At 67.9% G+C, this 25,042-nt stretch carries 24 protein-coding genes; 11 read left to right on the top strand and 13 right to left on the bottom strand.

Annotation, left to right across the window (positions count from 1 at the left end):
• Positions 1 to 138 precede the first annotated feature (138 nt).
• Genes AB0L59_RS08330 through AB0L59_RS08320 form a run of 3 tightly spaced genes read left to right on the top strand, consistent with a single transcriptional unit; the run spans position 139 to position 1,738 of the window.
• Positions 139 to 729, top strand: coding sequence for an RNA polymerase sigma factor (locus AB0L59_RS08330; RefSeq protein WP_365580770.1), 591 nt, complete (start codon positions 139 to 141; stop codon positions 727 to 729).
• Complete coding sequence (locus tag AB0L59_RS08325; RefSeq protein ID WP_365580768.1) at positions 720 to 1,364, top strand: hypothetical protein; 645 nt, start codon at positions 720 to 722, stop codon at positions 1,362 to 1,364. Before AB0L59_RS08330 ends, AB0L59_RS08325 begins: the two co-directional genes overlap by 10 nt.
• The gene (locus tag AB0L59_RS08320; RefSeq protein WP_365580765.1) at positions 1,361 to 1,738 is read left to right on the top strand and encodes a hypothetical protein; all 378 of its coding nucleotides are present in this window, start codon (positions 1,361 to 1,363) and stop codon (positions 1,736 to 1,738) included. The genes AB0L59_RS08325 and AB0L59_RS08320 overlap by 4 nt, the downstream gene beginning before the upstream one ends.
• A 640-nt stretch (positions 1,739 to 2,378) precedes the next feature.
• Here AB0L59_RS08320 and AB0L59_RS08315 read toward each other — a convergent pair.
• Entirely contained in the window at positions 2,379 to 3,506 is a 1,128-nt protein-coding gene (locus AB0L59_RS08315) for a three-Cys-motif partner protein TcmP (RefSeq protein ID WP_365580763.1), read from the bottom strand.
• Between the two features lie 99 nt (positions 3,507 to 3,605).
• Positions 3,606 to 4,361: a phage Gp37/Gp68 family protein gene (locus AB0L59_RS08310; protein ID WP_360240066.1), complete on the bottom strand. Its 756-nt coding sequence runs from the start codon at positions 4,359 to 4,361 to the stop codon at positions 3,606 to 3,608.
• Positions 4,362 to 4,809: 448 nt separating this feature from the next.
• Here AB0L59_RS08310 and AB0L59_RS08305 point away from each other — a divergent pair, with 448 nt between their 5' ends.
• Positions 4,810 to 5,892 (top strand): SAVED domain-containing protein, encoded by a 1,083-nt coding sequence (locus AB0L59_RS08305; RefSeq protein ID WP_365580760.1) that lies wholly within the window; start codon positions 4,810 to 4,812, stop codon positions 5,890 to 5,892.
• Positions 5,893 to 5,980: 88 nt separating this feature from the next.
• On the opposite strand, the gene AB0L59_RS08300 is transcribed toward AB0L59_RS08305, so the two are convergent.
• The 4 genes from AB0L59_RS08300 to AB0L59_RS08285 all read right to left on the bottom strand — a co-directional run bounded on the left by AB0L59_RS08300 (position 5,981) and on the right by AB0L59_RS08285 (position 10,836).
• Entirely contained in the window at positions 5,981 to 7,744 is a 1,764-nt protein-coding gene (locus AB0L59_RS08300) for a ThiF family adenylyltransferase (protein ID WP_365580757.1), read from the bottom strand.
• The gene (locus AB0L59_RS08295; protein ID WP_365580754.1) at positions 7,741 to 8,733 is read right to left on the bottom strand and encodes a cyclic GMP-AMP synthase DncV-like nucleotidyltransferase; all 993 of its coding nucleotides are present in this window, start codon (positions 8,731 to 8,733) and stop codon (positions 7,741 to 7,743) included. Before AB0L59_RS08295 ends, AB0L59_RS08300 begins: the two co-directional genes overlap by 4 nt.
• 466 nt (positions 8,734 to 9,199) lie before the next feature.
• Positions 9,200 to 9,565, bottom strand: a complete 366-nt coding sequence (locus AB0L59_RS08290; RefSeq protein WP_365580751.1) for a hypothetical protein — start codon at positions 9,563 to 9,565, stop codon at positions 9,200 to 9,202.
• A gap of 14 nt (positions 9,566 to 9,579) precedes the next feature.
• Positions 9,580 to 10,836, bottom strand: coding sequence for a helix-turn-helix domain-containing protein (locus tag AB0L59_RS08285; RefSeq protein ID WP_365580748.1), 1,257 nt, complete (start codon positions 10,834 to 10,836; stop codon positions 9,580 to 9,582).
• Positions 10,837 to 11,002: 166 nt separating this feature from the next.
• Between AB0L59_RS08285 and AB0L59_RS08280 the strand changes: the two genes are divergently transcribed.
• The 5 genes from AB0L59_RS08280 (at position 11,003) to AB0L59_RS08260 (ending at position 15,318) form a co-directional block, all read left to right on the top strand.
• Positions 11,003 to 11,377: a hypothetical protein gene (locus AB0L59_RS08280; RefSeq protein ID WP_365580745.1), complete on the top strand. Its 375-nt coding sequence runs from the start codon at positions 11,003 to 11,005 to the stop codon at positions 11,375 to 11,377.
• The gene (locus AB0L59_RS08275; RefSeq protein WP_365580743.1) at positions 11,370 to 11,516 is read left to right on the top strand and encodes a hypothetical protein; all 147 of its coding nucleotides are present in this window, start codon (positions 11,370 to 11,372) and stop codon (positions 11,514 to 11,516) included. The genes AB0L59_RS08280 and AB0L59_RS08275 overlap by 8 nt, the downstream gene beginning before the upstream one ends.
• 638 nt (positions 11,517 to 12,154) lie before the next feature.
• Entirely contained in the window at positions 12,155 to 13,642 is a 1,488-nt protein-coding gene (locus AB0L59_RS08270; RefSeq protein WP_365580741.1) for an asparagine synthase-related protein, read from the top strand.
• The gene (locus AB0L59_RS08265; RefSeq protein WP_365580739.1) at positions 13,639 to 14,388 is read left to right on the top strand and encodes a methyltransferase domain-containing protein; all 750 of its coding nucleotides are present in this window, start codon (positions 13,639 to 13,641) and stop codon (positions 14,386 to 14,388) included. The genes AB0L59_RS08270 and AB0L59_RS08265 overlap by 4 nt, the downstream gene beginning before the upstream one ends.
• A gap of 240 nt (positions 14,389 to 14,628) precedes the next feature.
• Complete coding sequence (locus AB0L59_RS08260) at positions 14,629 to 15,318, top strand: YdcF family protein (RefSeq protein WP_365580736.1); 690 nt, start codon at positions 14,629 to 14,631, stop codon at positions 15,316 to 15,318.
• 32 nt (positions 15,319 to 15,350) lie between these two features.
• Here the strand turns inward: AB0L59_RS08260 and AB0L59_RS08255 are convergent, their stop codons facing one another.
• The 6 genes from AB0L59_RS08255 to AB0L59_RS08230 all read right to left on the bottom strand — a co-directional run bounded on the left by AB0L59_RS08255 (position 15,351) and on the right by AB0L59_RS08230 (position 22,210).
• Positions 15,351 to 15,746: a hypothetical protein gene (locus AB0L59_RS08255; RefSeq protein ID WP_365580734.1), complete on the bottom strand. Its 396-nt coding sequence runs from the start codon at positions 15,744 to 15,746 to the stop codon at positions 15,351 to 15,353.
• Positions 15,747 to 15,771: 25 nt separating this feature from the next.
• Positions 15,772 to 17,421 (bottom strand): hypothetical protein, encoded by a 1,650-nt coding sequence (locus tag AB0L59_RS08250; protein ID WP_365580732.1) that lies wholly within the window; start codon positions 17,419 to 17,421, stop codon positions 15,772 to 15,774.
• A 238-nt stretch (positions 17,422 to 17,659) separates the two neighbouring features.
• A complete protein-coding gene (locus tag AB0L59_RS08245; RefSeq protein WP_365580729.1) occupies positions 17,660 to 19,336 on the bottom strand; it encodes a mobilization protein in 1,677 nt (558 codons plus the stop codon).
• A 4-nt stretch (positions 19,337 to 19,340) separates the two neighbouring features.
• Positions 19,341 to 19,742: a MobC family plasmid mobilization relaxosome protein gene (locus tag AB0L59_RS08240; RefSeq protein WP_365580727.1), complete on the bottom strand. Its 402-nt coding sequence runs from the start codon at positions 19,740 to 19,742 to the stop codon at positions 19,341 to 19,343.
• 391 nt (positions 19,743 to 20,133) lie between these two features.
• Positions 20,134 to 21,315: a DUF3631 domain-containing protein gene (locus AB0L59_RS08235; RefSeq protein ID WP_365580723.1), complete on the bottom strand. Its 1,182-nt coding sequence runs from the start codon at positions 21,313 to 21,315 to the stop codon at positions 20,134 to 20,136.
• A 652-nt stretch (positions 21,316 to 21,967) separates the two neighbouring features.
• Positions 21,968 to 22,210 (bottom strand): helix-turn-helix domain-containing protein, encoded by a 243-nt coding sequence (locus tag AB0L59_RS08230; RefSeq protein ID WP_365580721.1) that lies wholly within the window; start codon positions 22,208 to 22,210, stop codon positions 21,968 to 21,970.
• Positions 22,211 to 22,677: 467 nt separating this feature from the next.
• On the opposite strand from AB0L59_RS08230, the gene AB0L59_RS08225 reads away from it, so the two are divergent.
• Positions 22,678 to 22,995: a helix-turn-helix transcriptional regulator gene (locus tag AB0L59_RS08225; protein WP_365580719.1), complete on the top strand. Its 318-nt coding sequence runs from the start codon at positions 22,678 to 22,680 to the stop codon at positions 22,993 to 22,995.
• Between the two features lies 1 nt (position 22,996).
• Positions 22,997 to 24,328 (top strand): site-specific integrase, encoded by a 1,332-nt coding sequence (locus AB0L59_RS08220; RefSeq protein ID WP_365580972.1) that lies wholly within the window; start codon positions 22,997 to 22,999, stop codon positions 24,326 to 24,328.
• A gap of 66 nt (positions 24,329 to 24,394) precedes the next feature.
• On the opposite strand, the gene AB0L59_RS08215 is transcribed toward AB0L59_RS08220, so the two are convergent.
• Complete coding sequence (locus AB0L59_RS08215; protein ID WP_003974483.1) at positions 24,395 to 24,832, bottom strand: hypothetical protein; 438 nt, start codon at positions 24,830 to 24,832, stop codon at positions 24,395 to 24,397.
• Between the last annotated feature and the right edge of the window lie 210 nt (positions 24,833 to 25,042).

Raw genomic sequence — 25,042 nt, 5'->3', positions numbered from 1 at the left:
GTCGCTCGGACACCGGTGCGGCGCCCTTCGAAAGGTTGGACATATCGGGCATCGCAATCCTCACGCTCATTACATGTGACGTGCATCACATGAAACCGGTCGGGTACGCGGACGGTCCGAGCCTTGTGCGGGGGCGCCATGATCGAAAGCGCTGTTTCCCCATCGCCGGGCCGCGACCTGACGGGACGCGACCTGCCGGACGGTCTGCTGGCCGTACGGGCGGCCGAAGGGGACGAGGACTCCTTCGCCGTTCTCGTCCAACGGCACGGCCGCCCCCTCCTTGCCCTGGCCCGCTGCATGCTCGGCAACCCCCAGGACGCCGAGGACGCCGTCCAGGACGCCTTCGTCAGCGCCTGGCGCCGGTTGCCGGAATACCGCCACAGCGCGGAGTTCCGTACCTGGATGTACCGGATCACCGTCAACCGCTGCCTGACCATGCGCCGTCGCCGGCCGCCGTCCCTCTCGTTGGACGCAGTCGCCGAGCCCGCGGCGGGAGACGCCTGGAGCCAGCCCGCCCGGTCCGCCGAGCAGGACGCGGCCACCGCCGCGCTGTCCCGTGCGCTCGGCGATCTGGACGCCGGGCAGCGGCTCTGCTGGATCCTGCGGGAGGTGCAGGGCCTTTCCTACAAGGAGATAGCCCACGTGACACGGACCAATGAGCCGACCGTGCGCGGCAGACTGTTCAGGGCACGCCGATCCCTCCAGGAGGCGATGGGCCCATGGCGCTAGACGACCCGCACGCGCGGCCCTGCGAACCGTGCGAAGCCGACGGGCCCCCGTTCGAGGGCGATGAGGTGCTCCCGTGCGGCCGGCTGCTCAGCCGGGTCTGGGAACAGGCACGCGACGCGGCCCCGGCCACGGACCCGCACACCGTCACCTGCCCGCACTGCCGCGAGGCCGTCGAGGGACTGGCCGCCGTGAACGCGGCCACCCGCGCGTTGCGTGCCGAGGGCGCTCCCGGCCTGTACGCACTCGTCGACCGCGTCATGAACGTCGTCAGGGCAGAGGTACGGCTTGGGCGGCTGCTGCCCCTGGCCGACCCGGACCGGCCGTTGCGAATCGCCGAGAGCGCCGCGGCGAAGGTACTCCGGCAGGCCGCGGACACGGTCCCCGGTGCCAGGGCCGCGACCTGCCGGTTCGTAACCGTGGGCGAAGGCACCGACGTGCGGGTGACCATGACACTGGCCGCCGCTCTCGACCGCCCGCTGCCCGACCGGGTCCACCAGGTGCGGCGATCGGTCCTCCACTCGGCCGGACAGGACCTGGGTCTTGCCGTGACGGCCGTCGACATCACCGTGGTCGACGTCCTGGAACCGGAGCCGCCCCCCGGTCCCGGCCTCCCGACCGGCGGCGGTGTGCGATGACCGCCATCCACCCGGCCACGCTCTTCGGCATCGCGGCCGAGGCGGCCCTCGCGGTTCCCGGCGTGGCGGGCCTGCACCCCCGTCTCTCCCATCGCCTCGCGGCAGCCGCCGCGCCCACCCGGACGGGCGCCGCGCAGCACCGCACATCGCCCGAGGCGGGCATCCGTGCGGGCCGGGCGCCGGACGGTTCGGGATGGCACATCGAGGTGCGTTGCGTCCTGGCCGAGGGGCGACGGGCGCTGGACGTCGCCCGGAACGTCCACGACCGGGTGGGAGCCGCCGTCATCTCCCACTTCGCCGCCCTCGATGCCGTGGAGCGGGTCACCGTCGAGGTCACCGTGACCGGTATCGCCACCCGGCACGACGTGGCGTGAGTCCGGACGCGCGTCCCCGGCTGCAGCTCATGGGGGCGTCTGCTGCCGCTTGTATCGGTAGAGGCCGCGTTCCCCTACTTTCCAGCAGTTCAGTAGCGGTGAAGAACGCCGGCGGTGGTCGCCAGGAACCCCGCGGGATGGACTCCGCGTCAACCCCGGCTCGCCGGACCACTCGTGGGCGACGAAGGCCACCGTGAGAAAGCCGCTGCGGCCCCACGCCCCGGGCGCCGTGGATGATGTGGGCGACCTGGGAGGCCCCGATTGCCCTTGGCGCGCTTGGCCTGTCATCGGTTGTCGGGCAACCGTCAGGCCCACATGAAGGAGTTCGCGTCGGTCGAGGTCGCTCTGCCCTGGCCGCCTGGTGGCCCTCTCAGGCACTAGCAAGAGCGGGACCCGAAAGCCCCGCCCGAACCCGCCAAAACCCCAGCTCAGGGCCAAACCAGGCAATAAGGCTGATGCCCCGCCTCATGCAACCGATGGCTGAAGTCCTGCCACTCGTGCAGCGATTGAGGGTGGGAGGGCGCTGACCTGGGGTTTCGCAGGGGAATGTGCGTTGACCTGGGAAAACTCCTCTCGGTAGTTCTCGCGGGTCAACGCCGTTTCCCAGGCTCATGTGCCCTGGATGTGCCCTCGCGGCCTCTCACCAGAGAGCGCCTTGCTCGGCAGACGGACGGGTAGTGGGCGGCGCCGTCGCCAGGCTCACTCGTGTCTTGGCGTTGATCGCACGAGGTTCCGTCGTCACGGCTCCCGCCTCACGCAGCTGCCGGACAGCCTCGATCACTTGGGCGGGCCGGTAGACGGTTTCCAAGAGGGCGTATCGCTTGAGCTCTGGGATGGTTCGCCCGTCGGGCGTTTCGGAGATGAAGTCGTGCAGGATCCGTCGCAGCGGAGCCGTATCCGGTTCGAATACGAGCTCAAGCATCTGCTGTTGGGTGTCCCTCGGGTCGCGGTAGCGGACGCCATAGGAAGGGTCCACCTTCCACATGGCGTCCTTCATCTTCTCCAGCCCCAGTTCGTGCCGGGTGCCGAAGATCAGGTAGAGCATCCTGCCGCCCTCGTCGACCATCTCGAAGTACAGCGTGTGCGTGAACCCTGCCTGGTGCAGCGTGTTCCGATATTGCTCGCGCAGGAAGGTGAACTTGCCTGAGGGCGGCTGCTGGAAGACGCCCTGCCACTCCTGGCTTCCGAACGCTTCGTCGCCGAGTTGGCGGTGGCCATCGTGCTTCTCGGCGAATCGGGTGAGGAAGCTGGGTTCGAAGGTCACCATCACTTCGGTGCGGGGATGGCACCCCAGCTCCTGGAGGAGCGAGAAGGGGATGTCAGGTCCGCCGAAGCTGTCCAGCAGGACGAAGAGGGGTTTCCCCAGTGCTCCGATGCCACGCAGCTTCTGCAGGAGGGCCGGGTGGAAATCTCCGTGACGGATGTCCACCGCTATTCGTTTGGTGATGTCGTCCGTCTGCCGGGAACGGACGAGCTCCATCTGGCGCTGTAACTCCTCGACGCGCCGGGCGTCCTCCTCCATGAGGATCACGCGCATGCGTTTCGGGAACCTGCGCAGAGCCTCGGCGAAGACTTCGTAAGCGATAACCGGGGAGCCGGGCTCGCCCTGTTTGTAGACGCCGGCACCCGCGAAGCCTTCGGCGTAACTGATCACGTCGAGCCGTGACAGCAGAATCGGCGCCCAGTCTTCCAAGTACCGCTTCAGTAAGTCATGTTTGGCCGCCGTGTGCGGATCGCGTTCCCACACGGCATCCTTCGGTACGGCCACGATCGGTCCCCCTACTCCCGTCGGCCCCGCTGGGGAGAGGGTCACACACCGTTGCCATATGACACCAGAGTGCGTACGGCGTCTGCTGGAGTTTGGCCGTTAATGGGCTGCTACAGGCAGTCGGGGCGGCATCTCGTCCCAGGTCGCTCCGTCGAGTTCGCGGCCCCCCGACTTCGGGCTGCGGCCACCCCATTGCTTGAAGAAGAAGGGCACTTCGGCGTCGTTGCAGGCGTCGCGGATGTCCACCAGCCACTCCTCCGCCACGGGCCGATGGTGGGGCCCGGACTCCCCGCCGGCAATAACCCAGCCGATGCCGTCCAGGTGCAGACCGGTAAGGGGACCGAGCAGCGGCTCACAGGACAGGAAGCGCACGGCAGCGGGAACCTGTCGAAGGTCGTCGACACGATCCAGATGATCAGCATCTTCGACGGACACGCCCATCCACAGGTTGGAAGGCCAGTCGAGGTCGCCGGCCACACGCCGCAGCCTGCGGGCTCTCTTGGTCAGTAGCTGATACGTGTGCTGGGGAGTCTCGGCAATCACCTGGAAGACCTGCCGGACGAAGTCAAGGGGGACCTTGGCGTGGAAGAGGTCGCTCATGGAGTTGACGAAGACCATCCGTGGGGCCTTCCACTGACGGGGAATGGTCAATGCGTCTGGGTGAGGGGTGAGGCCGAAGCCCGGGCCTGATGTCCTCGGATCTCCGTCAGCCTGGTACTTGGCAACACCCATGGCCTTGAGGCGCCTGGATAACGTCAATGCGTAGCAGTTGTCACACCCGGGGGAGATCCGGTCGCATCCTGTGGTGGGATTCCACGTCGCCTCGGTCCACTCGATTGTGCTGCGATCGCCCATGGGTCCCCTCCCGTAGCGGGTGGACACTGGTCATCAGCGCTTTCCCACCCGGCGCTTCGACTGCGCTGCCTAACGAGCGACGTGCCGAACTGACACGCGATCGCCCCCATCCTTCACGTCGAACGAGTGTTCTGTGAAGGGGGTGTTGGAATCAAGGGCTGGCTGGAGGATCCGGAGGTTGTTAGCCAAACTCAGGGTGTCGACGAGCGCGTCGCAGAGCGCCGCAGTGTCGTCGAATGCCTGGCGGCACTTGGCATCAGTGACGGGTGGACGGGAACGCACAATGGTTCCGGCAGGCGCGCTCCGAGACGGGAGGCAACGTATGGCGAGGAAGGCCACCGGGCAGGGCGGCGGGAGACGGGCCATCCCAGCGCCTGTGCGCTTGGAGGTGTGGGTGCGTAGTGGTGGCCGGTGCGCGATCTGCAACAGGTATCTGCTCGATGGTGGGATGACGGACCGCACCGTCCGGCAGGGCGAGCTCGCACACATCGTCGGTCAGCAACAGACCGCAGGCTCCCCGCGCGGTGAACACGACCTGGTGGAGCGCGACACCGCCGACAACTTGATGCTGGTTTGTGCCGACGAGCACGACGAGATCGACGCTTCCGGCACCCTGGACGTTTTCACCGTGGAACGGCTGCGTGCGCTCAAACGCGCTCACGAGGACCGCATCAAGCACGTCACCGGGCTGGCCGACGACCGGGCGACCACGGTGCTGCGGATGGTGGGCCGGGTGCGTGGCCAGGAAGTCGAGCTGACCCGCCAGACCGCTGCTACCGCGGTGATCACCTCCGGGGACCGATTCCCGCTATTCCTGGAGTCCTATGAGCGGCACGGCGTGGAGATCGACCTGCGCCACGTGGCCGGTGAGATGACGATCGATCTGCGTGACATCCCCGATGAGGAGACTGGAGGCTCGCCCTACTACCGGGCAGCCACCGCCGTCATCGACGAGGTCATCGACAACCAGCTCAACCGCGGTATCGCCCGTGACAAAGTTGCGCACTTGAGTGTTTTTGCCTTCGCCCGGCTGCCGCTGCTTGTCTACCTCGGATCCCGTCTGGACGACACCGTGCCCACCGACGTCTATCAGCGTCACCGCGAGGACGAGTCCTGGTCGTGGCCTTCGGCAGCGCCTGTGGTCGGCTTCGCGGTCCACCTCGACGTTGACCAGCCGCCCGGGCATGAGGCGGTGCTCGTGCTGAACATCTCAGGCACGATCCAGCCCGAGGAAGTCCCACACCAGCTCGCCGGACTGCGCCGGTACCGCATCAGCCCTGTTGGTGTTGCCGCCGCGCCGGACGTGCTGCGCAATCGCGTTTCCTTGACCCATTTCCAGGAGGTACTGCGGTCGCTGTTCGCGGATCTGGAGGCGAGTGCGAAGCAGGTGCGGCGCCTGCACGTGTTGTTCGCGGTGCCGCTCTCCGCCGGGGTAAGCCTGGGGCGGGTACGCGACCGCCAGGTGCACCCGGCGCTGGTGCTCTACGACCGCACGCCGAGCGGATATCGACGAGCTTTGGAGATTCCCTGACACTGGCACTCGCCGGCGATCCGATAGCCAGTTACTGCGTTCCCGTTCGCCTTGGCGACTGCGCAACCTCCTGTGCACGTGGGGTGGGTCAGGGCGTGGTCGGTGTCGGGTCGTGGGCCAGGAAATGGTGATGGGGCGATCCGGCTGCGTGAGGGAGCGCGATCAGATGTGTGCCCGAGCCGGGAGTAATCAGGTGCATCCCCAGGAAGGACGTCAGTGTTCCGGCGACAGCAGCCAGGTCGGCCGATGACCCGTGGAAGGTGGGCATCGAACAGCCGCGGGTCGGCACAAGTTCGTCGCCGTCCGGGGTGTCCTGCCACAGGCGGTGGTAAAGCTCCAGAGCGGGGTCGGCCAGTACGATCTTCCCGGCGGCAGTGTCGATGCCGCTGGGACCCTGTGCGGTGGTGGGCGCGGAGACGCTCAGTAAGCCCAGGGTGCCGGTGCGGGTGTCGGTGGCTACCTGGGCCAGGACCGGGTGGGGTCCCCCACTAGTCGCGAAGCGCTCCAGGATGTGGCCCATGGCAATGCTCACGGTCGCGTCGATAATGACTTCGGCGCCCGCCAGAGCTGCAGCATCGGGCAGTACGCCGTCGTGGACGTGGACCGCGACATTGTCATCCACTGCTCGCAGCCGTCGGGCCAGAGCTTGGGCTTTGGAGGCTCCAACGTCAGCCTCGACGTAGTTCTGCCGGACCAGCAGTCCGCCGGTGACTGTTCCGGGGTCGCACACCGTCACCTGTGAGGCGCCGGCGCGGACGACGAACTCGGCGATCCAGGAGCCAAGGCCGCCGCAGCCCCAGACATGCACGTGTTTCCCCAAGAAGCCTCCGATGAGGCTTCCGTCATCGCGACGTGTGGTCACGGTGGGTCGTTCATCGGACACAGGGCACCATTCGATCAGTAGGTCCGAGCGGATCCGGGAGGCGTCGATGTTCAGCGCGGAACCCTGCTCGTGGGCCATTTGCCGCAGCGCATCCGCCGCGGGCGCGGGAAGACGTGCACCCAAGAGATGGGGCGGGCCGCCCGCTGGGTGTGGGACCGCCAGGATCAGGTACTGCGGCGAGCCATCGGGGTTGCGCGCCGCACTGGCCGCGAGCGTGGTCAGTATCGCCGGAGACTGGGCGACCGCCTGCGGTGAGCTTCTCCGCTGTCGATCGAACGGAGGGTTGTCCACGTAGGCCAGCAGCTCGGCAAAGGTGGAGCCGCCGCCGAGCGGCAGCGCGCCCGCAATGGTGATTACGGGCACCCGTACGGCCCCGCCTTCCGGGGGCGGACTGTAGGCCAGGTCCATGCGGTGCTCGGTACGCGCGATCAGGTAGCCAGTCTGGATTCGCTGGTCGGGGCCGGGAATGCGTACGACCAGCGTCGGGGTTCCGTGCGTTTGGTGAAGCACTCCGCCGACGGCGTGGTACATCGCCTTTGATGCGTTGAACTGGCCCGCTGCCGCGTGGCTCAGCCAGGACCACAGCCGGTTTAGATACGCCCGCATGCCCCCGCGCAGCGGATCCCACTCGCGGGCGGGATCCAGGAAGATGCACAGTCGGCGCCCCTGGAGGACATGCGGGTAGCCAGCGAACCTCCAGTGCTCGACTTCGACGGTGGTTGCGGACAGCGGTGAGGCCGGCAGGGTCAGGACGAACTCCTCGTGCTCCTGCAGAACCAAGCCGCCGTCAGCAGTGGCCAAAGGCCCGGTGTGAAGCCGCAGCGTCACCCTGAGCTCACCGTTCTGGCCGCGGGTTGGAACTCCCATCAGACGCAGCACGTCCGGCTGTTCGGCTGCGGCCTCGCGCAGCTCGGCCAGGGCCTTTTTCTGCCAATCCGTCGGTGCGGGTCGGTTCTTGCCGCCGCTCACCCGGCGCGACCAGGCCGCGCGACAGCGGTGGCCGTAGTGGCAGCCACGGGGAACTTGGAGCCGCTGGTTGCTGCAACCGGGGCCTTGAACTCGGGGCCGAAAAGGTCCTGCCACAGCCGTAGGCTCGTGTCTTTGTCCTCGGCGTAGTAAGCGTTGTGGATCTCGGCGGCGTGCTTGTGGATGCGGTCGCGGAAGTAGGAGTACGTGTTCTGCTCCCAACGATGATCGAAGGTCAGCCCAGACCCTGAGGGATCGGCGACCGAGGGCTTGATCTCGTTGGCCTGCAGATAGGTGTCCAGGTCAGCGACGATGTGCAAGAGCGTAGTGGGCACGTCACGGTAGTAGCCCGGATCGGAGAACTTCTTGTAGGCATGAACTTGGTTGCCGAGCAGCGTCGTCAGGATCACCGACCGCGTCCCGGTGAACGATCCCTTGTGGTCGCGCAGGAACTTCATCAACCGGATGACCTTGCGCAGATTCCCCTGCGCGATCTGGTCCTGAGTACGCATCCAAGTGGTGAAGCCCTGCGAGTTGGTGTTCTCCCAGGTGTCCTCGTCGCGGTTGACGATGACCTCTCGCCCGTCGACCAGCACCACATAGGGAACGATGTCCACGTGCATGGAGTTGCTGTAGACCAGCCGCACACATCGGCACTTACGCGAGTGCGGCATGTTCTTGTAGATGCTGTGCCGGTGCAGGGCCGCATACACCTCCTCGATATACGTCTTGGGGCTCTGTGACCAGTCCGGGTTCTCGGCCATCAGCAGCATCACGTCAGCATCGAATTCCGTCCCGCCGACCGGGTCGATGATCGTGCGATGAGCCCATGAGCCCTGCGGAATCTTGCCCAGGACTAGCGAGCCGATTTCCTCGTCCGCCTTCAACGCCCGGTAGATCGCCTCCACCCTGGTGTCGAGAAGGTCGAGCTTGACTTGGCCCAGGTTCACCGTGGTGCGCAGGAACTCATTGAAATGGTCGGCGAGCTGCATGGTTGTCCTCGGATTCGAACGGGCCGACCGCCCCCGGACCGCATCAGAGAAAGGGAGCTGACGGCGCAACACACTTGCCTCATCCAGCCTAGGCGCCACCACTGACATCACGCCGTCGCCAGCCCCAAGCGGCCCAGGCACCCTCGTCGACGCGGGCACCGCTGGGCGCCGGTGTCCGACCGCACTGAAGATTTCAGCCGGCATGGCTCTGGCCTCGGCACTGAAGTCTTCGGATATCCACCAGAGCCTGTCCGGTGTCCCTCCCCGCCGACCGGACAGGCTCTGGTCCTAGCGGTCAAGCTTCAGTCGACAAGACGGATCTGGATGTTCAGGGCGCTGGGAGCCTGGCGCACGGATTGGAAATGCTTACCAGTGCTGGCACGGTGATCAGGTGACGGACCTCGACTGCGGAGTACGAGCGGAGGAAGTGGCGGGGGCCGGACAGGTTGGCCTCGGTCATTGCCAGTTACTTCGAAGCCTCTTCGATGGCCTCGAAGATGTCGGCGTCCGTCTCCTTCTGCCAGTCGGGCAGGTCGGGCCAATCGGCGACGTAGCCGGGCTTAGGGTCCTCGAAGTGGCGGTACATCTGGGCGGTCCAGCACGTGGCGACGAAGCGGCTCTTCTGTTCGCGGGTGAGGCGGGAGGCGTGGCGGTCGCTGAGGTCGAGGAACTGTCGCACCTGGTCGTGGACGGCGCCAGCGGCCTGCCGTTCCCAGTCCGGGGTGTCTTCCCAAGGGGTGATGTAGCCGGGCTTGGGTTCGCCGGGGAAGTGCTTGCGCACTCCGGTGATCCAAGCCTCGCGGAACAGTCGTGCGCCCTCGGTCTGCGACATGGCTTCCCCTCTCGTCACGTCGTGCACAGTGCGTCGATCTCGGCGCCCAGTTCGACCACACGGGCGTCGCGGGCGAGGGGGCCGAGGTCGGTTCGTAGCCCCTGGAGTTTACGGGCGATGTAGCCGGAGGACGTCGTCCGGGCGAGCTGCAGGGCCTCGCGGCCGTAGGTGAGGACCTGGTCCGGGTCGCGGCGCTTGGCACCGATGGACGCGAGGTCGGTCAGGACTGCGCCGCGTCGCCGGAAGGACTGGCCGGAGGCGAGCAGGTCCTGGCTCAGGGCGGTCGAGAGGGCCTTCTCGGCGAGGTCGAGGCGCCCGAGCTGGAGGTAGCGGGCGCCGCGTTCCTCGGCGAGGCGGGAGCCGTCGAAGCGCAGCCAGCCGCCGTTGTGGGCCTGGCCGCTGAGGTCCGTCACTTTCTCCGCCTCGTCCAGGGCACGCTCGCAGGCGGACAGGTTTCCGAGTCCGGCATACGCCTCGGCCTGGACGGAGGCGACCCAATGGCGGGTGGACAGCGAGCTGTCCCCGCGCCGCGCCACCCTCTCAGCGGCCGAGAGAGTGCCGGCCGCCTCGGCGTAGCGGCGCTCGTAGAGGTCGACGTATGCGTGCCGGACCAGGGCGCATGCCCACAGGTCATAGGACTGGGCTTCCTTGCTGGCGGAAGCGGCGAGCGTGTAGGACGCGGCTGCGTCGGTGTAGCGGTTGCCGTCGAAGGACAGTTCTCCGGCGAGCTGGAAGAGGTCGCCGGCCGCGCTGCACAGGGCCTGGGATTCCGCCGCCGGTTGGCCGTCGAAGGTGTCGTTGAGCGTGGTGAGCTGGTCACGGACGATCGGGTACACGGAGCCCTTGGCACGAGCGAGTTGGTACACCTGCCACAGGTGGCCGTTCATGCGCAGGAAGTCCTCGGACGTCCCACGCCGAGCTCCGTCGGCGAGGGCGGCACTCTCGTCGGCGGTCAGGGCCACCAGGGCGCTGGTGACGGCTATGGCGCGCAGAAACTGGCGTCGGATCATGTCGTCGAGGTCCCCTGAGCCGTGGTGGTCGCGAGGCGGCGACCCTGCCGACTCCGGACGGGCTGCTTGTGGCTGTCCCACCAGGGCGTCGAGTTCGTCAAGGTCGAGGTGCAGCAGCTCGGCCAGCCGTGGCCGTAATGGCGGCTGGGGGGTGGTGGTGCGCGTCTCCCATCGCCCGATCGTGCGCCGGTCGACGCCGAGGGCGTGCGCGAGCTCTTCCTGACTGTAGCCCAGCGCCCTGCGCCGCTCCGCAAGCCCCATGCCGCCCCCTTTCCACGTTCCGGTCCGTGTCTACCCTGGCGGCGCTGATCTGTCCCATGAGTGTCCCAGGACTGCCTCATGGATGCCGTGGTCCGCGCCAACCCGAGCCGGTTTTCTGGACGTTGTCAGCCACGACAACCGTGGACACCGGAGAAGGGGTGCGGGCATGGGAACACACAGCGCCATGTCGTCCGAGGCGGTGCAGCTCCCGATCGTCCTGGAGACGGTCGACGAGAGTGTGGCCACGGCGCTCGCCGTCGGGCTCGCGATGCCCGATCGCCCGGTGATCGACGCGACGACCCGGGAGCTGGTCGGCCACCTCAGAGCGCTGATGGCCGAGGACCTCGGCTTCGACGAGGACCCGGCCGTCCAGGCGCTGTTCCGGGAGGGCTACCGGGTCCTCGACCTGACGCGCCGGCCGACCGCGGAGTCCACCCACTTCGGCGCCTACCAGTACATGCGTGAAGTCGGCCTGCTGACCCGGCGCTTCGCCGACGTCTACCGCGAGAGGCAGGAACAGGACGGGCAGGTCGATGGCTGACGAATCCCCCACGGACCTGCCCGTGCGCAGGGCCGGAGCGACCCTGCCCGAGCAGGAGCGGGCACGGCGCCTGTTCATCAGCCCACCCGGCCTACCACCCATCGTCCGGCACCCCGAGAAGGGCCACAGCAAACCGTGAGAAACCAGATCACGGCCCAAGTCCTGTACGTCGTCTCGGTCCTTGCGCTCGGCGGCTCGATCACGCTGGCGGTGTCGCGAGGATGGTGAGACGGGGAAGCGACAGGCGCCATGGCCCTTACGGCTGGCGGCAGTGGCTGCTGTCAGCCCAGATCATCGGCTCTACCTCACCGGTCGCCTGGGCCTTCTGGTACTTCGACCGCTCCTAGCCCCCGACGGGCATTCACTGATTCCCGCTCCGGCCGCGCGAGCCCTCAGGAAGACCCGGTTTCCCCGCCGGGGCAGGCTCAGTAGCTCCCCAGCGGCCGGAGCGGGACCCACGACGGCGCGCCGGCGCCATGCCGCCGTGGCAGCAGCACCCCCGAGAAGCCCCCGTCCCGGTCGCCGGATCTGCCCGCGGCCGGGACGGGCCCAGGGCTCCGCAGGTCGCGGGGCTCGTCCACTCACTCCGTAGGAGAGGAACGACCATGAACATCGACGAACTGTTCACCGGCGACCTGGTCACCGGTATCCCCAGCATGGACGCGGCGCTGCTCGACAAGATGCCCGGCGGCGGCGACAACAACGGCGACCACTGCAGCTGATCAACCCATGAGCGCGGTGGAGCAGGGCCACGCGCCCTGCTCCACCGCCTCGTGAGTGAAGGAGAAGCGGGTGCTTTCCTTTCGTGTGCGGCTGGCCGATACACGGAGCACGACCTGGCGCTGGGACACCGACCGTTGGGTAAACGGACAGAGCTGGATCAGACCGGCTCACGTAGCCGTCCCGGACGCAGAACTCGTGCCGGGTGACGGAACCGGCGTCTGTGCGCTGGTGAGAGAGGACAAAGGCGGGGAGGTGGACTTCACGTCACTGCTTCTCCGCCCCGACGAGGTTCAGGTTTCGGCGGGCGTGTTCGGCACCGCGCCGCTGTACCTCGTAGCAGTCGGAGAAGACCTATACGGCTCCTGGGACTTGGTGGACCTGCGGCCCCACCTTCGACCTGACCGACTCAATCCCCGGGCTGTGGCACGCACCCTGAGCCGACAACACCGCTACAGCGCCGACACCCTCTTCGAAGGGGTGTACCGGCTCACGGAACGCGCTACGGCCGTCTTCACGACGGCCGGACTCACGATCCTCTACCCCGAGCCCGCCCAGCACGTGCTGGAACCCCGAAAGCTACGCGCGGATGTCGACCCCGTAGACGCTTTCGATGCGCTGCTGACCGGGGCCGTGGCCGAGTGGCGTTCAACGGTGAACTGCGTCGGCGTTGAATTGTCCGGTGGGGCCGACTCGGGCAACGTGTCTCTCTCAACCGCCGCAGCCGGCTTCGGATCCGTCCACACATTCGGGCTGCTCATGGACGGCAGGATCGGCCGGCTCCAGCAAGACAGACGCCGCATGCTCGCGGATCACCTGGGTCTGCGGGACACGGCCGTCCCGGCCATGCAGTACCCGCCGTTCGTACCCGGAGGGGTACGGGAGCGCGGAGTGCCGCACGACCCGGCAGGAGCCTTCTACCAGGAGGCTTTCGACGTCGTGCGCGAGCACGTGGCAGCCCACGGTTGCGAGGTGATCTTCACGGGCGGTGGTGGGGACGAGGTCAATGCCTGCCACTCGCGTACGAACGCCGAACTTCCCGCAGCCGATCCCGTCCCGTGGCTCGGCGACAAGACCATCGAGGCCCTGGCCCAGGTGGACGAGAACCTCGCCCCCATCCCCGTGCTCCCTGTACCCACGCTCGTGGCCTTCGGCCTGCACAACCCCGCCTACCTGCGACTCGGAATCTGGCCGATCGCTCCACTCGTCCACCCCCGAGTCGTCCGCTTCATGGAACAGCTGCCACACGAGCACAAACGGGGCAAGGCGATGTTCCGCAACCGCCTGCGGCGCGCGGGACTGGCCGAGTCCGTCGCGTCCCCCAGTGAACCGGAGAACTTCCTCGCAGTCATGGAGAGGGGCCTGCGAAGTTACGGTCTTCCGCTTCTGGACGACGTGCTTCGCGAGTCACTGCTGGTCGATCTCGGCTACGTTGATCCGGTCGCCCTGGCCCGCGCCCGGGATCACGCCGAGAAAGCCCCCGTGGTGCCTGACCTGCTGTGCGACACACTCGCCCTGGAAGTCGGACTCCGGAGCCTTGCATGAGCAGCCTGGACATCGTGGAGGCAGAATGCCTCGAAGCGTCCAACCTCTTCTACCGGGACCCTGCGCTGTACGACAGCGTGCAGGCCGACAGCGACAGCGCAAGCGTCTGTCGGGAGCTCATCGACCGGCACTGCCCGAAAGCCCGCACTTTGCTGGACTTCGGCTGCGGTACCGGCAGGGACTTGGAGCTGCTGGCCCAGCGCTTCGACTGCATCGGCATTGATCTCCAGCCTGTCCTGGTCGACTACGCGCGCCGCACGCGCCCCGGACTCGACTGCCGGGTCGGGGACATGCGTACTGTCCGACTCGGTCACACTGCTGACGTCCTGGTGTGCCTGGGGAACTCGCTCGCCTACGTCCACGACAACGCGGACGTCCAGGCAACGTTCCAGACATTCGCCGCGCACGCGCATCCGAACACCCTGCTCGTGTTGTGCTCCCCGGTAGCCCCGATCGAGTCCCCGAGTCCTCAACAGGCTGGTGTCGAGACCCGCCTCGGGTCTGCCACCGTGGCCATCAGCTACGAGTGGGATCTGCGGACGCAGATCAACACCATGCGTCGGCACTGGGTGTTCGATTCGGGCGAGGAGTGCCACGATTCCATCCGGCGACGTGTTCTCGGCCCTCGCGAACTGGAGCTGTACGCGCTCACTGCCGGGTTCAAGGTCCTGGAGATCGTGAACGAAGCAGGTGCACTGCCTGTTTCTGGCCCCGGCGCCTACACCGTAGCTCGGTATCAAGGGTGAGGCGTCGGCTAATGCCGTCGCAGGATGGAGAGTTGGACCAGCCATCATCTGACTGTAAATGGCGCGGATGCTGGCGCGTTGCTCGACGCGGGAGGCGGTCGGGTTGGCACAGTCCTCTGTCGAATGCGGCGATCCGGAATGATCGGAGATTCGTCGTCAGCCACATGGTTCAGGTGACCCGCCAGTAAGGCTGAGCCATCAGATGCACAGCATCGAGGGCATCCGAAGGGACCAGCAGAGATGAGTCAGGGAGTGCCAGTGCCCAAGCACGAGCGGCGCCAGATCTCCGACGAGCAGTTCCACGACGCGACGCTGATCTGGAACTATCACCGGATGGGCCATGAGCAGCGGCCCTGCTCGGCGGCGATCGGCCTGGGCAGCCACGATGTCGGCGTCGCCACCACGGCCGTCAACCTCTACCGCGCCGGCCTCTTCCCGGTCGTGGTCTTCAGCGGCGGCAACAGCCCCACCACCCGCACCCGCTTCCCGCGCGGCGAGGCGGTCCACTACCGCGAGCATGCGCTGAGCCTGGGTGTGCCGAACGAGGCCATCCGGGTCGAGCCGAAGGCAGCCAACACCGGCCAGAACATCACCTTCTCCCGCGAGCTGCTGGCCGAGGCCGGCATCGCGGTCGAGTCGCTGCTGCTGATCTCCAAGCCGTACATGGAGCGCCGCTCGTACGCGACGTGCCGCAAGTTGTGGCCGGAGGTTGAGGTCGTGTGCGCCTCCGAGTCGCTGGAGTTGGACGACTACATCAAGTCGATCGGTGACGAGAAGCTCGTGGTCGACATGCTCGTCGGCGACCTGCAACGGGTGATCGAGTACCCGAAGCTCGGCTTCGCCGTCGAGCAGGACGTACCGGGCGATGTGAGTAGCGCTTACGAGCGCCTCCTGGACGCCGGTTTCGACAGTCGCGTCGTCAGTACCTGATCCGCTGAGCATCGGGCCGAAGTGGCAGGTGTTCAGGAGCCGGGAAGCAGTGCGAGCACGGTGGACTGGACGAGCTGGGCAGCGGTGAGGAGGTTGGGGATGCCCCCGCAGCGTTCGACGAGGTTCTGGAGCATGTAGCGCAGGGTGCCGGGATCGCGTTCGGGTTCGTCCAGGCGCGGGTTGATCATGTCGAGATCGCGCAGGGCGGCGTCCACTTCGGGGTACTGGCCGCGCAGTTCTTCCAGGCGGCGTCGGAGTCCCTCGATGCTTTCGCGGGCTTCGGTGACGGCTTCGTTGGTGATGTTGTTGGTCTGGCTGACGTTCTGGGAGAACGCTGCAGCTTGGGCTGGCCCGGTCATGTGACCGGTGTTGATGATCCCGAAGTTGGGACCGTTCGGGGCCGGGTCGGGCTGGCGGCGGATGGGCATGCGGGGCTCCTGGGCGTCTTGCCGGTCAGTTCGTCATGGAGGGGTTGGCAGAGAGCGGTGCGGCCTGCACGGGGCCGGTCATGGTGCCGCCGTTCATGACGCCGAAGTTATAGATCGCGGTGGCTTGTTGCTGGTAGGCGGCGATGTCGACGTTGTGGTTGCGCAGGAAGATCTCGGTGGAGTCAAAGACGCGGCGCTGCATCATCTGCACGTAATAGCGGGCGTCGTCATTCGTGTGCATGTCTTCGATCCAACGGACGCTATTGACCTCGCGAAGGCTGACCGGCCCGCTGCCGGGATCGAGTTCCGGGCGCTTGCGCGGCTTGCGGCGTATGAGCCGGTCGAGCCCCACGTAGATGTCACCGAGGGCGTTGAAAGCCGTTCGGCCGAACCATTTGAGGGCGCGGGGGTCGGCGGGCTTGAGTCCGGCGACCTGCGGGTTGAGCGGACCCATGATGTGCGGGCGGACGGTGACGCGTAGGAAGCCGCCCTGGTAGGCGAAGTGGACGAGTATGGCGGCGATGAGGTCGCCGTTCCAGGCGGTCACCCGTGCCCAGATGTAGCGGCGGGCGATCTCCTCGGCGGGCTTGTCGCCGAAGCTGTCCACGGCGAGGGTGTGCAGGCTGCGCCACGTGTCGTCGTCGATCTCGTCCCACCGTTTGTAGTGGATGCCGGAGATTCCGATGACCTCCATGCGCGGGATGGGGTGGTCCCGGTGATGGGCGGGAGCCGGGTCGTTCAGGCGGCGCGCGACATGGGTGTGCAGCTGGGCGACGGTGAAGTGCTTGAGCGGTTTGCGGGCCACCGGCTTGTTGTGCTTGGCCAACGCCTCCAGGACCGCCTTGGCCACTTCGGTCATGTCCGGCTGGCCCGGGCTTTGCGCCGGTGTGCGGAAGCCCGGGGGCGGCGTGGTGGCATCGTCTTCTTCGTCCTGGCCCTCGGGGGCGGGCTCGACGTCGATGCCGATGACTGCCTCGTGCCATGCCTGGAGACCTGCCCCGAGGAACCGGTGTCGGTCCCCGCTTGGGCGGCGTTCGTAGAGGTATGGCAGGGCGTGAGCCTGCGCGGCCGGTGCGGGTGCGTGCAGTTCTCCGGCCAACAGGGCGTTGAACCGCACCTGTGCCAGATAGCGCTCGCCCAGGTAGACGGCCCATACGCCGGCCAGCAGGACCAGGGTCGCCCAGCCCGCACTCAGAGCGCCGGCGGTCGTCTGCCAGACGACGAGCGTGATCACTGCGAAAACGGCTGCTCGTCGTCTTCGCATGTGGCGGATGGCTCGGTCACTAGCGTGAATGACAGGTTCCTGGTGGAACCCGTAGACCGGTACCGGCCGGGCTGACTTCTTGATGCGGCGACGGACCCAGACCGCGTAGTCCTCGCCCAGCACGACCGACGGAGGCGTCGGCTCGGACGAGTCGGCGGTCTTTTCTTCCTCCTTGGCGGGGAACAGCCATCGCAGGCGTTTCCGTATGGCCGCCTTCAATCTCTTCCACTGTTCTGCCAGTTGGGTGCGCAGCACGGCGAGCCAGTCCGTGCGGGCGAAGGCGGCGGCGCTCAAGCGGCGGGTGACGCCTTCGGTGTACGCGCCGTGCCGGATCACTTCCCCGGCAACGTCCGCGGTCCCGAGCGGTACCGCAGGCGCCGAAAAGACTGACTGGTGCTCCGCGAACGCCAACTTCCCACCCCCGTGTCTACCGGGCCAACCGCGATGACGCTGCGGCAGGCACAGAGGGGCATCGTCCACGCGCTTGGCAAGAGCGGCCATACCGCAAACCCGCACAAGCCGTGCACGGAGGCATCCTGGTTGAACATTGACCGAAAGATGCCTCTGCTCCGAAGCCAATCAACGCGTGGCTCGGATGCTTGGAGGCTTCGTCGTGCACCAGAAGGTTGGTGTCTCGATGAGCGCTTGATCAGCGCCGCATGGTCCGGGCTTCCTGCGAGGGCAGCACGGCGGGGCGCTCTGCAGCACGGCGGGCCCGGGCTGCCTCGGCTCGTGGACTGGGCGCGTGACGCTCGCCGAGGCGGCGGATGCGCCAGGTCAGGGCGCGGGCGGGGCTGTGGGCGTCGTCCAGGGTGCGCTGGCCGAGCGCCTGGTCGAGGACGGTGGCTGCGTTGTGTCCTGCTGCTTCGGCCTCGGCGAGCACGGTGGCGAGCGCGTCCCAGGCGGGGTCGGCCAGGATGCGCTCGGCGTGTTCCGGTACAGCCTCCTGGAGGTGGTGGGCAAAGCGGCGCTTGGTCTGGAGGCCAGGGGAGCGGCGTGCGAGGCCCGTCAGGACCGGGCCGGCGACCTGCGCGTACGCGACCTGCAGATGGACGAGGGCTTGTTCCGCTGCTGCCTCCTGCTGGGCGTGCTGGCGGACGCGGTGCCAGTGCATCGCGTAGGCGACCGCGGTGAGGGCGACGTCCAGCAGCATCGCCAGTCCGGCACCGTCTTCGTGCCGTGCGGGGTCCTTCCAGATCGCCTGGACGCTGCGGCGCAGGACGCGGGTGCTGTCGAGGTCGGCGGCGATGCGGGAGCGGGTGGCGCGCTCGAAGACGGCGGCGGCCTGTTCGAGTTCGGCCTTGAGCGCGGCCGGTGCGGTGACCGGCAGGAGGTCCAGTGCGGCGCCGAGCGCGACCAGCTGCCCTTGGGCGGTGTGGTCGTCGCCGTGGGTGAGGTGGTGGGGGATGCGTTCGGTGGCGGCGGTGGCCTGATGCCACGGGTTGCCCGGCCGGGCGGTGACTGGTTCGGGGCTGGTGGTGGCGAGGCGTCGGCGGATCTGGGGGAGGGAGAGGTCGGGGGCGAGGGCGGAGCCGGAGTAGAAGACCGGCTCGCCCTGGTCGTTGGTGTCGCCGGGCAGGGCGAAGTTGCAGCCGAGTGCGTCGCCGGACGGGCCGCGCTTGAGGCGCACGTTCACGCCGGTGGCCTCCAGCAGGGCGAAGAACTCGGCCTCGTCGGCCGCGGCGGCGACGGCTCGGCGAACCCGCAGGCGCAGGACGTCGCGGGAGGTGGTGTCGTGGCCCAGGCGTTTGGCTTTGAAGTGTTCCTTGCTGGTGGGGCGTTTGGCGGCGGTGCCGTCGCCCGGTTTCAACCGCCTGAGCCCGTAGTCGACTTCGATCTGGCGGGCTTCGCGCTGGACGGCGCGCTGGTCGTAGTCGCGCTGGGGGCGGCGGCCGTCCTGGCGGACGAGGGTGGCGGCGATGTGGATGTGGTCGTCGGCGTGACGGACGGCCACCCAGCGGCAGGCTTCCGTATCGCCTTCGGGGGCGATGCCGGCGGCGGCCACGATCCGGCGGGCGATGGTGGCCCACTGGGTGTCGGTGAGGATCGGGTCTTCGGGTGCGGCACGGACGGGGCAGTGCCACAGGGTGTGTTTGGGTGCTTTGTCGCCGAGCATCTTCACGGGCTGGTCGAGCTGCGCGGCGAGCTGCGCTTCTACCTCCCTCGGGTCGCGGTGGGGGCTGCGGCCGGGGTCGGGGGCGAAGTTGTTCCAGGAGGCCACCAGGTGCGGGTCGATGTGTTCGTTGGCCCGGCCCTTGCTGAAGAGGTAGCCGATCGTGCGGCGTGTGGCCTCTGGCCCCTTGCCGAGGATGATCTTCGGGATCAAGGGCTCACCGCCCCTCGGTGATCTGGGCAACCGCGGTGTCGACCTCGGTGATGGACGCCTCGACACGCTCCAGGAGCCGTTGGACGGTGTCGGAGTGGGGCCAGGCGCCGTCCCTGTTGAGGTGCCAGGTGAGCTGGTTGAGGTTGTTGCCGATGCCGCCGAGCTGCCGGTTGGCGGCCATGAGCGCCTTGACCATGGTGCGGTAGTCGGCGACGGCTGCGGTGGGGTCGTCGGCGCGGGCGGCGGCGAGCGAGCACTCGGCGACGTAGCCGCCGGGCTGCATGCGGCTCAGGGCGGCGGCCTTCTGGACGAGGGCGAACTCGGCGTCGTTGTAACGGGGGTGGACGCGGCGCTCGCGCAGCTGCTTGTCACGGAGACGGCGACGCGGCGCAGGCTGTTGCGGCACGTTCGACGACGGCTCGCTGCCTCCAGTCCCGGTCGGCTCCCCTGGGCCGACCGACTCCGGTGCCCCTGCGCCGGATGCCTCCGCACCCTCCAGGGCGGGGGCCGGGTAAGGACTCCTTACCCGACAACTTGCTGCGCGTGTGACGGGGGTGCGGGGCATCTGCTTCTGGGGCATGGGGTGTTCGGGGTGCAGGTCGCGCATCGGAGTACTCCGTTGGTGAGTGAGGGTGGGAGGTGTGTCGCGTGCGTCGCATCCGTCCCATGCCTGGTCAGGACAGGTACGGACAGTCGGGCAGGTACGGAGAAGTCCGTCCCGGCGAGGACATCCGTCCCCGCGCTGACCTGCGCGGGGACGGATGCGACGCATTGATACGGACCCTGGGGGAGGCGGGTCAGCGGGCGGGCTTGGGGCCGGTGGGGCCGCCGGGCGGGCCGACGGGCAGCTGGCCCGCCGGGGCGGCGGGCGGCTTGCCCTGAGCCCGGTGCGCAGGTGTGGCGTCGTGCGCGGGGGCGGGCGCCGTCTCGGTGAGGTCGGGGCAGTGCCGGGCCCAGCTGTCGAGGAACCGGTTACGGGCGTACCCCTTGGCCTGCCTGCCCTTGTCGAAGCGGTAGTTGGCCGGGCTGATGCCGAAGTCCCTCAGCATGTTGCCCAGGTGGTGGGCGTTGAGTCCCTTGGTGCCGTGTTCCGCCCAGGGGGCGTCGGGGTCCTGGAGCAGGGCGGTGACCAGATCCAGGGAGGACATGGCTTCGGGGTTGCCGTGTGCCTGGAAGATGCGGTGGATGTCGCGCAGCAGCCGCGTCTTCAGGTTGGTCTGCTCGTCCTGGACGGCCTCGAACCGGGTCATCGCCACGCAGGCCGCACGGGCACGGGCGGGCCAGTGGCCGCCGGCCAGGTCGGCGATGATGACCAGCGGTTCCCAGGTGTCCGCCGCCCGGTCCTCCACCGGCATGGTCGGCGCCATGCGGGCGGCCGTGCCGCGCAGCGGTCCCAGCCAGGCGGCCAGCTTGTCCCGCAGCGCGTTCAGTTCCGGTGTGGCGTAGCGCGAGCGGAACGGGGTCACCTTCTCGCCGGTCTTGCGCTTTTGCATGCGGAGCACGACCGCCCGGTCGGTGATCGTGTCGGGCAGGTCGCCGATCGAGGCCAGCGCGGCCATGGCGAAGGTCGGATACGGGGTGGGCTTGTGCTCCGGACCGGAGATGCGCCAGGCGGGCCGGTTGCGCTGGTGCCCGGCGTTCAGCAGGCCGCGCAGTTCCTCGTTGTCGCCGGCCTTGCTGAAGATGGTGTCGGCCTCGTCCACCAGGATCGTGCGCGGGTTCTTGCCGATGACGCGGAAGAGCACCGCCGTGGACATGTTCACCGTCATGATCGGCTGGTGCACGGTCTCGTGGAGCACGTCCAGCACCCGGGACTTGCCGCAGCCCTTCGTCGGGCCGACGACCGCCAGACGCGGCGCGTGCTGCAGAACGCTCTGGATGTGCGTGGCCGCCACCCACAGGGTGACCGCGGTCAGCGCCTCGTCACTGGGCAGCACGACGTACTTGCCGATCGCCGTCCGCAACTCATCCAGCAGCACGGCACCCTCACCAGAACCCTGTTCCGAGGGGTCTGCCGGTCCCCGAGGAGGCCGGGGACCGACCTCGTGATCCGGTCCCCGCGCGTCAAGGGGACCGGTCCCCTCCTGCTGGGCGGTGTCCGCTACGGGGGTGTCGGGCCCCACCGGCTGGCGGGGACCGTGATCACGGTCCCCTGGTGAAACGGCTGTCTCTTGGGGACCGGTCCCCGATTTCTCGCCGCTGACCTGCGGGTTTGCACCGGATGTCGATACGGGGACCGGGACATGCGGGGACCGAGCAGCGGGCACGTCGCGGGGACGGTCCCCAACAACGGCATCAGCAGACGGCTGGGGACGGTCCCTGTGTGCTTGCGTATCCGCCGGGTGTTCGACGGTCCCCGACGCGGGGGACCGCGTGTCCTGCTGATCCTGGCGGCGCCAGGGGATGCCCTCGCCGGGGACCGCGGGAGTGGGCCAGCTGGTGGGGGAGGTGTTCGTGGTGCTGGGGGACGTAGAGTCGTCCATAGGCGTTCCTCTCCGGTGAGGGGCAGGACGGGCAAGGTCCCGCCCCTCACCAGCTCGTTCGATCAGGGATGGGCGATCGGCAGGGGAGTCTTCGGCCCTCGGCGTTGGCGCGCCGGGGGCCACTTCGTCGTCCGCGTCAGATGCGGGGTCAGGCCGTGAGGTCGTACGACGTCTGGGCGTCCAGCCACGCGTCCACCTCCCGCCAGCGGTAGCGCAGGTGACGGCCGACCTTGTGGACGCTGGGGCCGATGCCCCGGTACTTCCACTGGTAGAGCGTCTTCACCGGCACCCCGAGATAGGCGGCGACCTCCGCAGGGGTGGCAAGCGGGCCACGCTGGGCAGCCGCAGCGGTGGCAGGGGCGTTGGTGTTACGGGGAGGGGTCTTCGGCACAGGGCTCCTTTTCGGTCTTGAACAATGGGCTGGACAACAAAGCCACACCACCCGGAGAAAAGTCCAGAGTTGGTTCTGAAACTCCTCACTACTTCTTTCGGTGTGGCCGGGGAGAGGGAAACAGTAAGGGTGGATCCCCGGTTGCCGAAATCGCTCCCGCCGGGCCTGAAATTTTCTTGCGGCGAAGCAACTGGTCGAGGTGCCGGAATCCGGTACCTCAGCAGCTCAGAGGTAACACCTGGCGGTCAGGGATGACGTGACTGACCAGCCGGACATCGCGGCTGATGTCTGTCCAAAACGCCCATCTCGAAAACGACGAGGGAAGGTAACACGGCACCTCGGCTGAAACGCCTCGCGATGTACCGGAATTCGACGAGACGAACGCCACTTCACCCTCGAACGACTATTGGAGAGTTTAAGAGCTAACTCTTGCCATGGCGCCCGGCTGCAAATTACAGCTATCTGTCATGCCCAATCGACCTGTCGGAATAGGCCCCGCCGGCCTCCACACCGCCCGCGCCATCGAGCACCTACGTCTCGTGCGCGGCCTGACTCAGCACCAGCTCGCGGCCCGCTGCACCGCGCTGGGCCGTCCGATGGCCAACACGGCCCTCAGCCGTACCGAACGCGCCCGCCGCCGATGCGACGTAGACGACCTCGTCGCCCTCGCCACCGCGCTCGGCGCCCCTCCCGCAGCCCTGCTGCTCCCGTGGCCGACGCACTCCCCGGTGTCCTACGCCACCTCCCACTCCCTCATCCCCACCCAGGAGGCCCTTCTTGGCTGACGTGTACGACCGCTGGCACAAGTCCCACCCCAAGCCCACCGAGGCCGAGTGCGGCGAGCACAAGAGCCGTACGAAGCGGATGGTCCCGACTGCCGACCACGGCATCGGTAAGCGTTGGCAGGTCCGTTACCGCGACCTGGACGACCGCCAGCGCAAGGAGAACTTCCACACGAAGGCCGAGGCGGACAACCGCGCCGCCGAGGTCGACGTCGAGATCCGGCAGGGCTCCTACGTTGTCCCCGCCGAGACGAAGCAGACGCTCGGCGCCTACGCGCAGAAATGGCTCGCCGCGAATTCCGTCGGCCCGACGACCGCGCTCCGTTATGAGGCGACGGTCCGCAACCACATCGTCGAGCACCTCGGCCGACGTGAGCTGCGGTCCCTCAACCAGCCCTCGGTCATCCAGGGTTGGATCCGCACACTCCAGGACGGCGGCCTGGAGGTGTCGACGATCGAGGGCATCTTCGACATCCTCTCCAGCATCCTCGGTGCGGCCGTGGAGGACGGGCTGCTGCCGAAGAATCCGTGCAAGGCGAAGTCGGTCAAGCTCCCGACCGCGACCAAGAAGAAGATCATCCCTTGGTCGCTGGAGCGCGTCCGCGCGGTCATCGCCGGACTCCCGAAGCGCTTCCAGGCCGGCGGCAAGCTCGCCTTCGGCTGCGGTCTGCGGCAGGGCGAGGTGTTCGGCTTCGCCGTCGAGGACATCGACTTCAAGGGCGGCTGGATCCACATCAACCGCCAGGTGCGGCGGGTCGGTACGAAGCCCGTCTTCGCCCTGCCCAAGGGCAACAGGATCCGGTCAGTGCCCCTGTCGGCTCAGCTCGCCGTCGCCCTCAAGGCGCACATGAAGGAGTTCCCGCCGGTCGACGTCACCCTGCCGTGGACCAAGCCGGACGGTGAGCCGAAAACCTTCCGCCTCCTCTTCGTCGACAAGAAGGGGCGGGCCTACAACCGCAGCGTCTTCAACATGGGCGACTGGAAGCGTGCCCTGGCCGCCGCTGGCGTGATCCCTCCCCGCGAGCGCGGGGCGCGCTACCTCCAGGCGGCCCCGGAAGACGGCATGCACGCCCTCCGGCACGCGTACGCCTCCGTGCTCCTGGACGCGGGGGAGAGCATCAAGGCGCTCTCCGAGTACCTCGGACACTCGGACCCGGGTTTCACGCTGCGGACGTACACGCATCTGCTGCCGTCCAGCGAGACTCGGACGCGCAAGGCGATCGACGACGTCTTCGCAGAAGCCGAGGCCGAAGTCGAGGACGACCGGCCCGGCACCCAGGGCACATCAGTGCCCCCAGCGAAACCCATGTGCCCTCGTTGTGCCCTGGCCGCCTGACGGCCTCTCTCCGCACATGACGAGGGCGGGGTCAGAAACCCCGCCCGAAACCCCTGAAACCCCAGGTCACGGCCACACAAGGCAATAAGGCTGATGCCCCGCCTCATGCAGCCGATGCGAGAAGTCCTGCCACTCGTGCAGCAACTGGTACACGTTGAACGCGTCCCGCGGACCACCCCGGTCCGGGACCGTCGACCAGATGAAGGCCGCCGCGCCGACCGCTTCCTCGCCGATGCCGCGCAGGGGGTCGACGACGGTCATGGGGAGTTTGACGACCGCGTAGTCGGGGTGCAGGACGACGAGTTCCAGGGGCGGGACCTTGTGCAGCGGGACGCCCTCGATGCCGGTCAGCACCATCGCGGCCATCGTCTCCGGCTTGATCTTGGTGAACATGCCGTTCATGCCCAGCTCGTCGCCGCCGAGTTCTTCGGGGCGCATCGAGATGGGGACGCGAGCCGCCGTCGCGCCGTCCGGCGCGCCGAAGTATTTGTACGTCACCCCCACCCGACCACCATTCCTGCTCCCCGCCCTCAGGCGGTCGGCCCGGTGGTCGAGCCGGCGGTCGACGGGTCGCTCCAGCTGCCGGTCCGTCTGCCGGTCGTACCGATCGGGCTCACCCGGTACACCCTGTGTCTGACGTGCGTCGCTCTGCCGTGTCTCAGTCGCTTCCTCCGCGTCGCGCCGGTGCCTTCCCCGCCGGGCACGTCGAGGACC

It is taken from the genome of Streptomyces sp. NPDC052109 (assembly GCF_040680195.1).
Lineage (GTDB): Bacteria > Actinomycetota > Actinomycetes > Streptomycetales > Streptomycetaceae > Streptomyces.
Note: the sequence above shows the minus strand (reverse complement) of the source record. Positions and strands in the feature narration are given on the sequence as shown.

Bases quoted from the DNA above. Each gene is read 5' to 3' on its own strand.
- AB0L59_RS08330 (WP_365580770.1), top strand. From the start codon at position 139: ATGATCGAAAGCGCTGTTTCCCCATCGCCGGGCCGCGACCTGACGGGA.
- AB0L59_RS08225 (WP_365580719.1), top strand. From the start codon at position 22,678: ATGCCCAATCGACCTGTCGGAATAGGCCCCGCCGGCCTCCACACCGCC.
- AB0L59_RS08275 (WP_365580743.1), top strand. From the start codon at position 11,370: ATGGCTGACGAATCCCCCACGGACCTGCCCGTGCGCAGGGCCGGAGCG.
- AB0L59_RS08285 (WP_365580748.1), bottom strand. From the start codon at position 10,836: ATGGGGCTTGCGGAGCGGCGCAGGGCGCTGGGCTACAGTCAGGAAGAG.
- AB0L59_RS08310 (WP_360240066.1), bottom strand. From the start codon at position 4,361: ATGGGCGATCGCAGCACAATCGAGTGGACCGAGGCGACGTGGAATCCC.
- AB0L59_RS08320 (WP_365580765.1), top strand. From the start codon at position 1,361: ATGACCGCCATCCACCCGGCCACGCTCTTCGGCATCGCGGCCGAGGCG.
- AB0L59_RS08325 (WP_365580768.1), top strand. From the start codon at position 720: ATGGCGCTAGACGACCCGCACGCGCGGCCCTGCGAACCGTGCGAAGCC.
- AB0L59_RS08255 (WP_365580734.1), bottom strand. From the start codon at position 15,746: ATGCCCATCCGCCGCCAGCCCGACCCGGCCCCGAACGGTCCCAACTTC.
- AB0L59_RS08265 (WP_365580739.1), top strand. From the start codon at position 13,639: ATGAGCAGCCTGGACATCGTGGAGGCAGAATGCCTCGAAGCGTCCAAC.
- AB0L59_RS08305 (WP_365580760.1), top strand. From the start codon at position 4,810: ATGACGGACCGCACCGTCCGGCAGGGCGAGCTCGCACACATCGTCGGT.
- AB0L59_RS08260 (WP_365580736.1), top strand. From the start codon at position 14,629: ATGAGTCAGGGAGTGCCAGTGCCCAAGCACGAGCGGCGCCAGATCTCC.
- AB0L59_RS08295 (WP_365580754.1), bottom strand. From the start codon at position 8,733: ATGCAGCTCGCCGACCATTTCAATGAGTTCCTGCGCACCACGGTGAAC.
- AB0L59_RS08280 (WP_365580745.1), top strand. From the start codon at position 11,003: ATGGGAACACACAGCGCCATGTCGTCCGAGGCGGTGCAGCTCCCGATC.
- AB0L59_RS08290 (WP_365580751.1), bottom strand. From the start codon at position 9,565: ATGTCGCAGACCGAGGGCGCACGACTGTTCCGCGAGGCTTGGATCACC.